This is a genomic window from Pseudoalteromonas sp. JB197 (assembly GCF_002332205.1).
In the GTDB taxonomy this organism is placed as follows: domain Bacteria; phylum Pseudomonadota; class Gammaproteobacteria; order Enterobacterales; family Alteromonadaceae; genus Pseudoalteromonas; species Pseudoalteromonas nigrifaciens.
On the sequence record NZ_NRGZ01000001.1, the window covers coordinates 2,268,601 to 2,281,868 of the forward strand.

General features: G+C 41.6%; 10 protein-coding genes and 5 tRNA genes. 1 reads left to right on the forward strand and 14 read right to left on the reverse strand.

Annotation, left to right across the window (positions count from 1 at the left end):
• Together CIK86_RS10715 and CIK86_RS10720 are read right to left on the reverse strand one after the other, a co-directional pair.
• Positions 1–654, reverse strand: a complete 654-nt coding sequence (locus CIK86_RS10715) for a glutathione S-transferase family protein (protein ID WP_011327228.1) — start codon at positions 652–654, stop codon at positions 1–3.
• Positions 655–738: 84 nt separating this feature from the next.
• Positions 739–1,245, reverse strand: a complete 507-nt coding sequence (locus CIK86_RS10720) for a DUF3087 domain-containing protein (protein WP_086993283.1) — start codon at positions 1,243–1,245, stop codon at positions 739–741.
• A 229-nt stretch (positions 1,246–1,474) separates the two neighbouring features.
• Between CIK86_RS10720 and CIK86_RS10725 the strand changes: the two genes are divergently transcribed.
• Positions 1,475–2,623, forward strand: coding sequence for a hypothetical protein (locus CIK86_RS10725; RefSeq protein ID WP_086993284.1), 1,149 nt, complete (start codon positions 1,475–1,477; stop codon positions 2,621–2,623).
• 113 nt (positions 2,624–2,736) lie between these two features.
• Here CIK86_RS10725 and CIK86_RS10730 read toward each other — a convergent pair whose 3' ends face one another.
• The 12 genes from CIK86_RS10730 to recJ all read right to left on the reverse strand — a co-directional run bounded on the left by CIK86_RS10730 (position 2,737) and on the right by recJ (position 13,225).
• Positions 2,737–4,113, reverse strand: coding sequence for a Na+/H+ antiporter NhaC family protein (locus CIK86_RS10730; protein WP_086993285.1), 1,377 nt, complete (start codon positions 4,111–4,113; stop codon positions 2,737–2,739).
• Between the two features lie 134 nt (positions 4,114–4,247).
• Positions 4,248–5,909, reverse strand: coding sequence for a penicillin binding protein PBP4B (pbp4b, locus tag CIK86_RS10735; RefSeq protein WP_086993287.1), 1,662 nt, complete (start codon positions 5,907–5,909; stop codon positions 4,248–4,250).
• 10 nt (positions 5,910–5,919) lie between these two features.
• Entirely contained in the window at positions 5,920–7,095 is a 1,176-nt protein-coding gene (locus CIK86_RS10740; RefSeq protein WP_086993286.1) for a DUF1343 domain-containing protein, read from the reverse strand.
• 225 nt (positions 7,096–7,320) lie between these two features.
• Positions 7,321–7,397 (reverse strand) — tRNA-Arg (locus tag CIK86_RS10745).
• A gap of 114 nt (positions 7,398–7,511) precedes the next feature.
• A tRNA-Arg gene (locus CIK86_RS10750) sits at positions 7,512–7,588 on the reverse strand.
• 147 nt (positions 7,589–7,735) lie between these two features.
• Positions 7,736–7,812: transfer RNA gene (locus tag CIK86_RS10755), tRNA-Arg, on the reverse strand.
• A gap of 177 nt (positions 7,813–7,989) precedes the next feature.
• A tRNA-Arg gene (locus CIK86_RS10760) sits at positions 7,990–8,066 on the reverse strand.
• Positions 8,067–8,100: 34 nt separating this feature from the next.
• Positions 8,101–8,193 (reverse strand) — tRNA-Ser (locus CIK86_RS10765).
• A gap of 130 nt (positions 8,194–8,323) precedes the next feature.
• The gene (locus CIK86_RS10770) at positions 8,324–8,503 is read right to left on the reverse strand and encodes a hypothetical protein (RefSeq protein WP_086999375.1); all 180 of its coding nucleotides are present in this window, start codon (positions 8,501–8,503) and stop codon (positions 8,324–8,326) included.
• A gap of 193 nt (positions 8,504–8,696) precedes the next feature.
• Positions 8,697–10,232: a lysine--tRNA ligase gene (lysS, locus tag CIK86_RS10775; protein WP_011327221.1), complete on the reverse strand. Its 1,536-nt coding sequence runs from the start codon at positions 10,230–10,232 to the stop codon at positions 8,697–8,699.
• Between the two features lie 27 nt (positions 10,233–10,259).
• Positions 10,260–11,358, reverse strand: a protein-coding gene (prfB, locus tag CIK86_RS10780) for a peptide chain release factor 2 (protein ID WP_011327220.1) whose coding sequence is annotated in 2 segments (ribosomal slippage) — positions 10,260–11,282 and positions 11,284–11,358 — 1,098 coding nt in all. Because the reading frame shifts where the segments join, the coding sequence is not laid out codon by codon here.
• Between the two features lie 145 nt (positions 11,359–11,503).
• Complete coding sequence (recJ, locus tag CIK86_RS10785; protein ID WP_086999387.1) at positions 11,504–13,225, reverse strand: single-stranded-DNA-specific exonuclease RecJ; 1,722 nt, start codon at positions 13,223–13,225, stop codon at positions 11,504–11,506.
• Positions 13,226–13,268 lie beyond the last annotated feature (43 nt).

Sequence of the window (13,268 nt, forward strand, 5' to 3'; positions counted from 1 at the left end):
CTATTGCATTGACGCAAGCATAGCCTGCTCACTTTGTAATAAAGTTTGCATTGCTGGTAATGCTTTTACACGCTCAAAAAGTGCAGCTAAATTTGGCCAGCGCTGTGCATTAATCTGCTCGCCCGCATGCTGCATATTGATTATCTGCGACGCAAACGCTATATCAGCAAGGGTTAACGCGTTACCTACAAAGTAATCATTATGACCTAGCACGCCTTCAAGGTAGTCAAAGTGCGGTGGTAACTGCTCATTCATAGCCAACTTTACTAAACTTTCATCACATACTTTTTGCATACCTAAATTAATTACTCGCTGTTGAAACACAGTAAAAGTAGTTAATGGGGCAAGTTCATAATCAGCATATTTTTCTAACCAGCGTACCTGAGCAGTCTGCTCGACAGTGTCGCCAAGTAATGCTGTATTCCCTGTGTATTTATCATCAAGGTATTGGCAAATAACACTCGAATCAGCCAGCACTAAATCACCATCTTTAAGCGCTGGTATACGCCCTAATGGATTTAACTCAAAAAACCAAGCCGGTTGATTAAACGGCGACACTATTTCTAACTTATAATCTAACTGCTTTGCAGCCAAACACAGACACACCTTGCGTACATAAGGAGAAAGAGGTACGCCATAAACAATTAAACTCATGTTAAACCCTTATCAGAAGAAAAAAGCGCAACTAATACGCTAATTAAAAAGCTATTTAATACTTAAAATCGTTTTAAAATTGCTTTAAAAGTTCTTTAAAATACTTGCATCATAGTCATTGGCATCAAGTGTTAAATTATACTTAGCCGCCACACTATCCAGCTCAGCTTGCTTAATTGCTAAGTCATCCATAGTGATTGTATTGTCATCGAGCTGCCATAACAATTTAGAGCCCGCGTAACTGTAATGAATAGCCAATAGCGCATCACTATTACCTTCACGCCCTGCTGCCTTTAATTTCGCCATTTTACGCGTTATTTTATTAAGCGCTTGTTTAAGCTCCCACACATACACCACTTCAATCATAAACGGATGCGTGCGGTATTTATTAAGTAACCACGCAAGCCCTAATGCGCTAATAACAACGCCCGTTACGTTCCAATGAAAGTGAGTGCCGCTCTCATCAGGAAACAAAGCAATCAGCGTTTGCGATATAGCTAAGCTCCCAACAGCTAAACCCACAGCACAACCGGCAATAACACGGTTTAAATGCTTACGATAACGCGCTTTATTTATTTCAATGAGTTGCATAACAGCCTAAAATTAAGTGAACAAAATATAACTGCCGCCATTGTAACTAAACAATCCACTTATCGAAAAATCTATTTGCGTTCTTTTTGATTTAACAACAGCATTAGTGCTATTAGCCCTCTGCAACGTTAGGAGCTGTTAATCAATGGTTAGCCAACGAATTAATTTGCACTGCGTCTAGATGCGTAGGATAGTAACCAAATAATCGCTGTAACTGTATAGGACTACCATGCTTAAACTACTATTTGCTTCAAGTTTAATTTTTTCTTCTTGCTCGGTTTTGAGTAACAATTTAACAACCGAAGAGCTACGAATTGAAGCCGCTACCCACGCCATGCCTCAGGTGCTAATGGCCTTTGCTGATGAGGTGAATCAATTTGAACAGCAATGGAAAAGCCTTAACAACTTTCGGCATGCAACTGACTTAATCGCTGATTATTCAAGTCAATTATGGTTAAACGCCAAACAACGTATTACCACCACTAAAAACTACGATGATCGCGAGCTTTACTGGGCACGATTACTTTCAAGTAAAATAATTCGCTCTGTTAAGCCAAAATTTACCCTCTCAGTTGCTGAGCAAAATAACCTTTTAACTCAGTTAGAAAAAGGCAGTCGCGGTCATAACGACCTCAGTTTTACTAAAAGCAGCACTAAAAAAATTATCCTTACCGGCTTTGACCCCTTTTTATTAGATAAAAACATAAATCAAAGTAATCCATCTGGAGTTGCTGCCCTCTTACTAGATGGTCAAGTAATTAACTACCAAGGCATTAGCGCTGAAATTAACACCGTTATGGTGCCCGTTCGTTATGCCGACTTTGATCAAGGCATAATCGAAGCACTCCTCGCGCCCTATTACGCCCTGAATAATGTCGATATGATTGTTACTGTAAGCATGGGTCGCAAAGATTTTGATTTAGAAAGATTTCCCGGTAAGCGCCGCAGCGTAACTGCCCCAGACAATGCCAATATTATATTTGGCGGAACACAAACAGCTCCCTTGCTCCCAAGTTTAAATAACCAGCCACTGCCAGGTAACGAATTTGTACAATTTAGCCTTCCCGTGGCAAATATGCAGCAAGCACAAGGGCCGTATAAGGTTATTGATAATCATAAGATCACGACCTTAGAAAAAACCTACGAGCCCGCAACACTTGCCGAGCTGAAAAATAGCATTGCCGTAAATGGCTCTGGCGGTGGATACCTGTCTAACGAAATTTCGTATCGCAGTATACGCCTTCGTAATCAACTTAATTCAACCATTCCAACAGGCCATATTCACACCCCCAGAATTCAACAGTTTGAGCCGAAAACGGAAGCAAAAATAGTAAAGCAAATTACCGCAATGCTAGAGCACAGCTTAAATGCGTTGTAAGTAGCTGACCTGTCGGATGGCGCGGCTGCGCCGCTTATCCGACCTACGTATAAACAAAAAGCCTGCAAATTTGCAGGCTTTTTGTCATTCAAAATGAGTAATCATAAACGCGCTTATAAAACAATTATGCTCGTTACTAAGTAGGCTATAAGTGTCAGGCCACCAGCGAACAAGGCATAGGGTAGCTGGGTTTTAACGTGAGTAAGTAAGTCGCAGCCCGATGCAATTGCCGATACTGCGCTGGTGTCGGATATGGGCGAGCAGTGATCGCCAAATATACCGCCACCTAAAATAGCGCCTAATACCAACGACGGCGGCAAACCCAATGCTTGAATAAGCGGCACGCCAATAGGGATTAAAATTGCAAAGGTGCCCCACGATGTACCCGTAGTAAACGACATAACCGCACCGGTTAAAAACAGTGCCGGTACCACCAAGTAAATAGGGAGGTAATCGCCCACTAAAGATGCCACAAACACACCAGTACCCAACTCTTTTAAGCTTGCTCCTAAAGTTAACGATAACAATACAATGCCTACTAGTGGCAGTAATTCGCCCATCCCTTTAAAGCCTGTTTCAACTAACTTATGGTGGCTAAATTGGCGTGATGCTAGCATTAAAAAGTAAGCTACAACTATGGCTAAAACGGTTGCATACAATACCGACTTTGAGCCACTACCTTCTGCCAATACACCGTTACCTGTGTAAAACATAAAGCCCACCATGCTAACAATCAGCGTAATAAGGGGCACTAACATAAAGCGTGCTTTAGAGCCTTTTACTTCTTCTTTTAAGTCAGTTATTTGTGGCTCTAGCTTTTGCTCAGCTTGTTTCATTGGGCCATGTACTTTATCAAACGCAATGGTGTAAAAAACAATAACAAGCGTGATTATGGCGTAAAAGTTATAGCCTACGCTGCCCCAAAGTACCGATACAGCCGATTCACCTAACTCGTAGTTACTTAATAACCCTAGTACAAATGCGCCCCAGCCATTTAGTAATATTAAAATACATACCGGCGCACTGGTGCTATCGATAATATAAGCTAGGCGGGCGCGGCTCATTTTAAATTTATCGAATAATCCGCGCGATAAAATACCTGCAGTAAGTACACTCAGGTTTGACTCTATAAACACCGCAATGCCAGTAAACATAGTTAAAAAGCCAACTTGACGCTTACTTTTCGCTATACCTTTGTTCATTAACATATTAACGGTAGCGGCTACTCCACCCGACTCGCGAATGTAGGCAAGCAAAGCACCAATCAAAATACTAAAAATTAAAATACGGGTATTGCCGGGCGAGCTTGCTACGCTAACAATACGTTCAATAGTGTTTAAAAAGGTATTAAATACACTACTGCCCTCCCCCTGTAATGCGAGTAAAAACTCTGACGAAGCCACTGCAAGCAACAGCGCCATAATGACCTCTTTGCGCCAAAATACGACAGCAATGGCGATTAACGGCGGTAAAATAGAATACCAAGACATAAATTAACCTTTATTTTAGTGTGCTTATTTACGGGGTAAATAAGCACACTTTGTTATCTAGCTTAAGTTTTACAGTCAAAACCCATTTAAGTAAACCACTAAGCACATTGATATATGCTATTTATACTGTCAGTTTATTGATTTAATAACGCTTCGTATATTAATGAAACAACCGAGCCATATTGTGCAGTTTCATAATTTTTACCACTAAATTGATAACTTTTTTGCGAGCCTGTAATTGGCGTATGCCGCGCATTAGTTAATAAAATAATCGCTAAGTCGTAAACGGGATCAATTACCGTTACTGTGCCTGTCCAACCTGTATGCCCATAAGCCTGTGCGCTTGCGTAAGGGCCAAAGTGCCAACGCCTTGCTTGGTTATTACCAGCAAGCCTAAAGCCCAGCCCGTAGGTTTCATCGCTACTTTGTGGGGTTAAAAACTGCGCTAAAGCACTTGCACTAAAAAGCTGCTTATCGCCGTAACCACCATTATTTAATAGTAGCTGACAAAGTATGGCTAAATCTGGCGCATTACTAAATAACCCCGCGTGCCCTGCTACGCCACCTAGAGAATAGTACGCACGCTCGTCATGTACTTGGCCTTGTAAAACATGGGTGCGAATATTATCAAATTTGATTCGTCCGTCTCGCGTGTTACCACCCAGCTCTGTGGCGGCAAATTGCTGAGCATTAAAGCCTTTTTTAAGGGGGTTAAACACAGTGTTATGCAATTTTAATGGCGCATATACTTGTTGCTCTAGGTAATCGTCAAGTGAAAGACCGGTTATACGCTCAACCAATACTCCTAAAATCATGTAATCAATGTCTGAATAAACATGCTGCCCGAGCGATTTTTCGCTAAGTGGCACACTGGTAAGTAAGAGCTTTTTTGTAGTATGGCTATTTTGTGAGTAAAACACATCGCCATTGCTACTGTCTTTACGATGAAAATCAAACACCGGCGGATAGCCTGCGCTATGCGTGAGTAAATCTTTTACGCGTCGCTGCTCTCGACCATCGCCTTGATACTCTGGTAAATATAATTGCACTGGCTTATTAATATTTAATAGGCCTTCGCTTACTAACTTCATTAATGCAAAGTTGGTAGCAAATATTTTAGTATTAGAGGCTAAGTCAAATAAGGTATCAGTTTGCATTGGCTCTGGGCGTAATAGCATTAAATCGTTCTGTTGATACTGTTTTGCATCGCCATAAGCAGTTAATTTAATTAACTCACCACTTTTTACTACCGCTAAAACAGCACCAGGAAAACCCGCTTTAATATCTCGCTCTATTAATGCATCTACCTCACTAAAATTAGCCTGCTGATGCGATGCTTTATTTAAAGTAGGAAACGCAAAGCGCAGCGTTAAACTTGCTCCCGCTGGTTGAATGTTTGCAACTTTAAAGGTGTTAACCCCGTTATGCGTTAGCTTAGCTAAACTATATTGGTACACAGTATTAGCGCCGAGCAATTGCTTAATATTAAGCAGTTGATTATTTATATAAATGTCGGCACTTTTAGCACTATAATTTTGAATTAACAGCTGCCCATGGCCTTTATAGGCTTTAAACGTGCCGCGATTATTTACATACTCACGGCTACTAGGGTTTGGCTCAGGAAAGGTAACAATTACTTGCGCATTAGGCAGCTCAACAAGTTTACTTTGCGTTAATAGCGCCTTGGGCTCGAGCGGCTCTACAGAGGAGCTACATGCCCCCAGCATAAAACTTAAAGCCACTATTAATAACTTTTTTATACTGTAATAATTTTTATTTTTTAAATATAAGTACATAAGCTGCCTTTTACTCATATAACAAATAAGGTGCTCTTTGCTGTTTAAATTGCATCAACCCCGCCTGCCAAGTTTGCTTTATTAGTTGTGCCGATTGCCCCGCCTCAATAGCTAAGCGCAGCTTATCGGTACCTGCTAACTTATCCATAAAATCAGCGCGCTCAAAAAACGTAATATCATTATTATTAAGCTGCTTATAAGCACTTATTAAGTAGCTTAAATCTAACCCTTTAGTGGTAGCTTGGCGTAAGTCGAGCCCCTGCACAGTTTGGTTTTTAAATTTAGGGTTTAGGGCCGCGCCTTTAATAGCACGCGGGGTAAAATTAAACTCTCCTAAAGCAATCGGTGAATACCCTATAACCTGAAACGCAAAGTCGGTGCCTCTGCCAATACTAATTGGCGTGGCTTCAAAAAAGCACAATGATGGATAAAGCGAAATAGCAGTATCATTTGGTAAATTAGGGCTTGGCTTTATCGGTAAACTATAGCTAGTTGCGCGCGTATAACCAGTAACTGGGATCACGTTAAGCTCTAAAACAGCAGCTTGATTGATCCAGCCTTCACCTTTGATCATATTTGCAAGCTCGCCCACAGTCATACCATGAACTATAGGAATGGGGTGCATACCTACAAATGACTTAAATTGCGGCTCTAATATGGGCCCATCAACATAGGCTATATTTGGGTTTGGCCTGTCGAGTACTAAAAATTCGATCCCCTGCTCTGCAGCTGCTTCCATCATGTAATGCATAGAGCTTATATAAGTATAAAAGCGCACTCCCACATCTTGAATATCAAAAATCATTACATCAACATCAGCTAAAACTTCGGCACTTGGTTTTTTATTGTTGCCGTAAATGGAGATAAGCGGAATACCCGTTTTACTATCAACGGTATTTTTTACGTGTGCCCCTGCATCGTGATCGCCACGAAAGCCATGCTCAGGTGCAAATATTTTAGTTATGTTTACGTTTTTTGCCAGTAGGCTATCGACTAAATGGGTTTTCCCTACTGTTGATGTTTGATTAACCACCAGCCCTACGCGTTTATTTTTTAACTGCGGTAAATATTTAGCATATTGCTGCGCACCCACAACAATTGAACCTTTAGCTTCATCAGCTTGTACGCTAAGTATTAAAGTAGCGCTTAAAATAAAAAATAACGTAATAAATAGGGTTTTAAACATACTGCAATATCCTTTTAAACAAGGCGTTTAAAGTAACATAGGTAGTGATAAAGAGCAGCTTTAGAAAGGGGTTAAGTGGGCTTGAGCAGGCTTTGAATTGATATAGTGATTAGGCTCTGCGTCTACGACGAATAAATAAACTCGGTGTCTACTGGGTAGCAACCTACATTTCACTTTATTTCAGGCATAAAAAAACCGACTCAAGTGTCGGTTAATGTATGAAAGTGGTGGGCGCAGGAGGATTCGAACCTCCGACCGCTCGGTTCGTAGCCGAGTACTCTATCCAGCTGAGCTATGCACCCACTTTCATTGTTTGCTTATTTAAACTCTAAGCAGAGTATATAACTTTAAAATAAAAAAACCGATTTTCATCGGCTTATTTTTCTTACACTTAAAAGTATATGAAAATATGAAAGTGGTGGGCGCAGGAGGATTCGAACCTCCGACCGCTCGGTTCGTAGCCGAGTACTCTATCCAGCTGAGCTATGCACCCACTTTCATTTTTACTTTACTTGTTTTTACTCTAAGTGAGAGTCTATAAAGTGGTGGGCGCAGGACGTATCTTGTAAGAATGAACCTCCGACCGTTTGGCTTTAGCCAACACTTTACTTATTTATACTCTAAGTAGGAGTCTATAAAGTGGTGGGCGCAGGAGGATTCGAACCTCCGACCGCTCGGTTCGTAGCCGAGTACTCTATCCAGCTGAGCTATGCACCCACTTTATAGTTTACTTATTTTAACTCTAAGCAGAGCTTTTACTTATTTAGACTCTAAGCGAGTTATTAAAGTATGGTGGGCGTAGGACGTATCTTCTAAAATGAACCTCCGACCGCTTGGTTATAAAGCCAAACACTTTAATTGCTTATTTATGCTCTAAGCAGAGTTATTAAAGTATGGTGGGCGCAGGAGGATTCGAACCTCCGACCGCTCGGTTCGTAGCCGAGTACTCTATCCAGCTGAGCTATGCACCCATACTTTAAAACTTACAAAACACGCCATTAAAAATGGTGGAGAGGGAGGGATTCGAACCCTCGATAGAGCTACAAACTCTATACTCCCTTAGCAGGGGAGCTCCTTCGGCCACTCGGACACCTCTCCGTCTTGTGGGGCGTATAATAAAGAGTTCAGAAAATATGTCAAACACTTTTCTACCAAATGTGCCTATATGGTTATAGATTGTGCATCTAGTTAGTTTTAATGTGTAGTTAGTTTAAAATTCAAACAACTTTTAACTTTTTTCTGGTGGGTTAACGCCTAACACAGGCACTAAATCATCATTTAACTCTGCAAGATACTGCTCTTGACAACCTAACTTTTGAAACTCTGCAATACAGGCTCGGTAATAGGCTTGTCTTGCATCTTCGGTTTCGCAGTTATTGATTGGGTTTTCAATATGTTTATTTTTCATATTATAATTTATAAATCCATTTAATCTTTTTATTTAGAGCCTTAAATCAATTCTCTAAATTTCCGTCGTAGTGTAGCGAATAACTTTACACAAATGCAACAGTGCGTTTAAAAAACACTCAGATTAAAAAGTTATAACCCAGACACAAAAACGCCGCATTTAAGCGGCGCTTTATTACTTTACATTATTAAGCTTAGTCGGCTTGCGGGCGCATATGCGGGAACAAAATAACGTCTTTAATGGTTGGCGAATCAGTAAACAACATTACTAAACGGTCAATACCAATACCTTCACCTGCAGTTGGCGGTAAGCCATACTCTAGTGCGCGTATGTAGTCTTCATCGTAATGCATTGCTTCATCATCACCTGCGTCTTTCTCTTCAACTTGACGAGTAAAGCGCTCTGCTTGGTCTTGTGCATCGTTAAGCTCCGAGAAACCATTAGCCAGCTCACGTCCGCCAACAAAAAACTCAAAGCGGTCTGTAACAAATGAGTTTTCGTCGTTACGACGTGCAAGTGGTGATACTTCCCATGGGTAGCCGGTAATAAACGTAGGTTGAATAAGCATGTGCTCTGCTGTTTCTTCAAATATTTCACACAAAAATTTACCTGGGCCCCAAACACAGTTTTCAGGAATTTTAACGTGTACTTGCTTAGCGTACGCTTTTAATTGTTCAAAATGGTTTTCTGGGTCGTTAAATACTGCCGCATCAAACTCAGGGTTATATTTTAAAATAGCGTCGCTCATGCTTAAGCGCGTAAACGGTTGGCCAAAGTCGTACTCAACTGAGTCAATTACTTCGCCGTTTTCGTCTTTAGTTGTGTTAACCACAACTGCACTACCAAGTACGTTTTCTGCAACTGTACGTAGCATGTCTTCGGTAATGTTCATCAGATCGATGTAATCAGCGTATGCTTGGTAAAATTCAATCATAGTGAATTCTGGATTATGACGCGTAGATAATCCTTCGTTACGAAAGTTACGGTTAATTTCGAATACGCGATCAAAACCACCTACCACTAAACGCTTTAAGTACAACTCTGGCGCTATACGTAGGTACATGTCTATATCAAGTGCATTATGGTGCGTTACAAACGGACGCGCCGATGCACCGCCAGGAATAACCTGTAGCATGGGTGTTTCTACTTCCATAAAGTCACGGTCTGCTAAAAAGCGACGAATGCCTTCAACTACTTGTGAGCGAATGCGGAATGTTTCACGCGTTGCTTCGTTAGTAATTAAATCAACGTAACGTTGGCGGTACTTAGTTTCTTGATCTGATAAGCCATGGAATTTTTCAGGCAACGGGCGAAGTGACTTAGTTAAGAGTTGGTACTCTGTCATCTCTACGTATAAATCGCCTTTACCCGATTTATTAAGCGCGCCTTTAACACCAATAATATCGCCAGTATCTAGTTGGCCATATTTTTCTTTTAAATCTTTTTGCACATCTTTAGACGCATATGATTGTACGCGGCCTTTCATGTCTTGAATTACAAAAAAAGGTCCGCGCTTTGCTAAAATACGTCCAGCAATAGACACTACTTGTTGTAACTCTACTAATTCTTCTTTGCTCTTATCACCAAACTGGGCTTGCAAATCTGCCGTGTAATGCTCACGACGGAATTGGTTTGGATGACCGTTGGCTGGGCAATTTTGGCGTATAGCATCTAATTTGCCACGACGCTCAGCGATTAACTTGTTTTCGTCTTGGATTTGATCAGTCATTTTTTTAGCTCTTTATTAGCTTGGTGGTTATAAACCAGATTTTAAGCTGGCTTCTATAAATTTGTCTAAGTTGCCGTCAAGTACCGATTGGGTATTACGGCTTTCAACGCCTGTACGTAAATCTTTAATGCGAGCGTCATCGAGTACGTATGAACGAATTTGACTGCCCCAACCAATGTCCGACTTTGAGTCTTCTTGGGTTTGTTTTTCAGCATTTTGCTGTTGTAACTCTAGCTCAAACAATTTTGCTTTTAACTGTTTCATTGCTTGGGCTTTATTTTTATGTTGTGAGCGCTCATTTTGGCACTGCACTACGGTATTTGTTGGTACGTGCGTAATACGAACCGCTGATTCAGTGGTGTTAACGTGCTGACCACCTGCGCCCGAGGCACGGTAAACGTCAATACGTAAGTCAGACGGGTTCATATCAATTTCAATATTGTCGTCAACTTCTGGGTAAACAAATGCAGAGGCAAACGAAGTATGACGACGACCACTTGAGTCAAACGGGCTTTTTCGCACTAAACGATGCACGCCAGTTTCGGTACGTAACCAACCATACGCGTATTCGCCAACAAAGCGAACTGTTGCGCCTTTAATTCCTGCAACATCGCCGCCAGTAGCTTCCACTAATTCAACTTTAAAGCCTTTAGCTTCGCCCCAGCGTAAATACATGCGCAGCAAAATATTACACCAGTCTTGTGCTTCAGTGCCGCCAGAACCAGATTGTAAATCAAGGTAAGCGTCGTTTGAGTCATGAGGACCGCTAAACATACGACGAAACTCTAACGCTTCTAGTTGCTCGTTCAAGTCTGCTAGTTCGCTTTGTGCTTCATCAAAGGTTTCTTGATCTTCGGCTTCTACAGCAAGCTCAAGTAAGCCTTCAACGTCGTCAGTACCCGTCACTAAAGTATCGATAGTTTCAACAACAGCTTCTAATGCCGACTTTTCACGGCCGAGAGCTTGTGCGCGTTCAGGTTCATTCCATACGGCTGAGTCTTCAAGTTCGGCGTTAACTTCTTCTAAGCGTTCTTGTTTAAGAGCATAGTCAAAGGTACCCCCGAAGCAACTCAGTACGTTCGCGAATTTCCTTGATTTGGTTAATCACAGGATTCACTTCAAACATGGTCATTACTCCAAAATGGCTAGGTTATTACGCTCCTTAAAAAGGAATTAACGCAATATATTATCGTCAAATGATAAAAACGCCCGATTTTAACAAAAAACCGTGCGCTTTATTAGCACTTTATGCGATCTATTCTAGATATTTTTTAGCTGGCTTTTTCTAGCTCTCGGATAATTAATTGCAGGGTGAACTTGCCTCTAAACTCATTTATATCGAGCTGATACGCTGCTTTAACAAATTGTGCGTTGTTATCTGGCCATTCTTTTACATCAATGCCAAAAGCTATGGCATCAACTAAGCGGCCTGATTGATGTTTTAATACCAGTTTTAAATGCTTTTCGCCCACTATACGCTGCTGAATTAACTCAAATGTGTGCTCAAATACCGGTTCAGGAAATTGCTGCCCCCAAGGGCCCGCTTGTTTTAATTGCTGGGCAAAATCCATGGTAAAACACTCATTTGGCAACTCGCCATCGGTAAATACAATGCAGCGTTTACTTTCTTCACTAAGCTGGGCGCTAACGGCAGTATCAAAGGCGTGTTTAAATTCGCTAAATTGCTGCTCATTAATACTTAAACCGGCCGCCATGGCATGGCCACCAAACTTACTAATTAAGTGCGGATCGGCCGTACTTAGCCCTTCGAGTAAATCGCGTATGTGCAGCCCTTCAATTGAGCGACATGACCCTTTTATCTCACCGTTTTCGCCACCCGCAAATATAACTGTTGGGCGGTGGTATTTTTCTTTTAAACGCCCGGCTAAAATACCGATAACACCTTGGTGCCAATCCTCTTGGTATAAACAAATAGCGTCGGGAATATTGTCATCATTAAACGCTAACTTATCAAGCACAGCTTGCGCTTCATGCTGCATGCCTTGCTCTATTTCGCGGCGTGCAAAGTTTAAGCTATCTAGCTCACTAGCAATGCGCCTAGCTTGGTTTATATTGGTACTGAGTAAGCAGGCTATGCCTAAACTCATGTCATCTAAACGCCCTGCGGCATTTAGGCGCGGAGCAAGCGAAAAACCAAAGTCGCTGGCACTCAATCTTGAGGCATTACGATTAGCAACCTCAATGAGGGCAGTAATGCCTGGGCGAGTTTTACCACTGCGAATACGCGCTAGTCCTTGGTGCACCAATGTTCGGTTATTGGCATCAAGCGCCACTACATCGGCTACAGTACCAAGCGCAACTATGTCGAGCAGGTCGGCTAAGTTAGGCATAGGCTGCTGCGCAAAATGATTTTGCTCACGCAGTGTGCTTCTAAGGGCAATAAGTAAGTAAAAAGCCACACCAACACCTGCAATCGATTTAGACGGAAAGCTGCAGTCGTGCCTGTTCGGGTTTACTATGGCATCGGCATTAGGGAGTGTTTCGCCCTGTAGGTGATGGTCGGTAACCAGCACTTTAATATTGGCGGCTTTTACAATATCAATACCCGCAATACAGGAAATACCGTTATCGACTGTAATTACTAAATCGGGTTTAAGCTGTACTATTTGCGCAGCTAACGCCGGGCTTAAACCATAACCTAAGCTAAACCGATCAGGTACTAAGTAATCTAAATGAGCAAAGCCAAACATGGCCAAGCCTTGCATTAATGTAGCGGTACTGGTTGCACCATCAGCATCAAAATCGCCAACAATTAAAATATGGCTTTGGGCATGTAGCGCCTCAATTAACAAGTCGCAGGCTTTGTCCATATCTTTAAATAACTTAAAGTCGTGTAATGTGGCGGCGCTGTTATTTAGCTCATCGGCATGGGAAACATTTCGCGTGGCATAAATTTGCTTAATTACAGGGTGTAAATGACTCGGTAAATGTGAATCATCGACGTTTTCGCGCGTTTGGATCGTTTTTTTCATGCAGATTTTTAACTTATTTGGTTCATCATAAATATACAAAAAA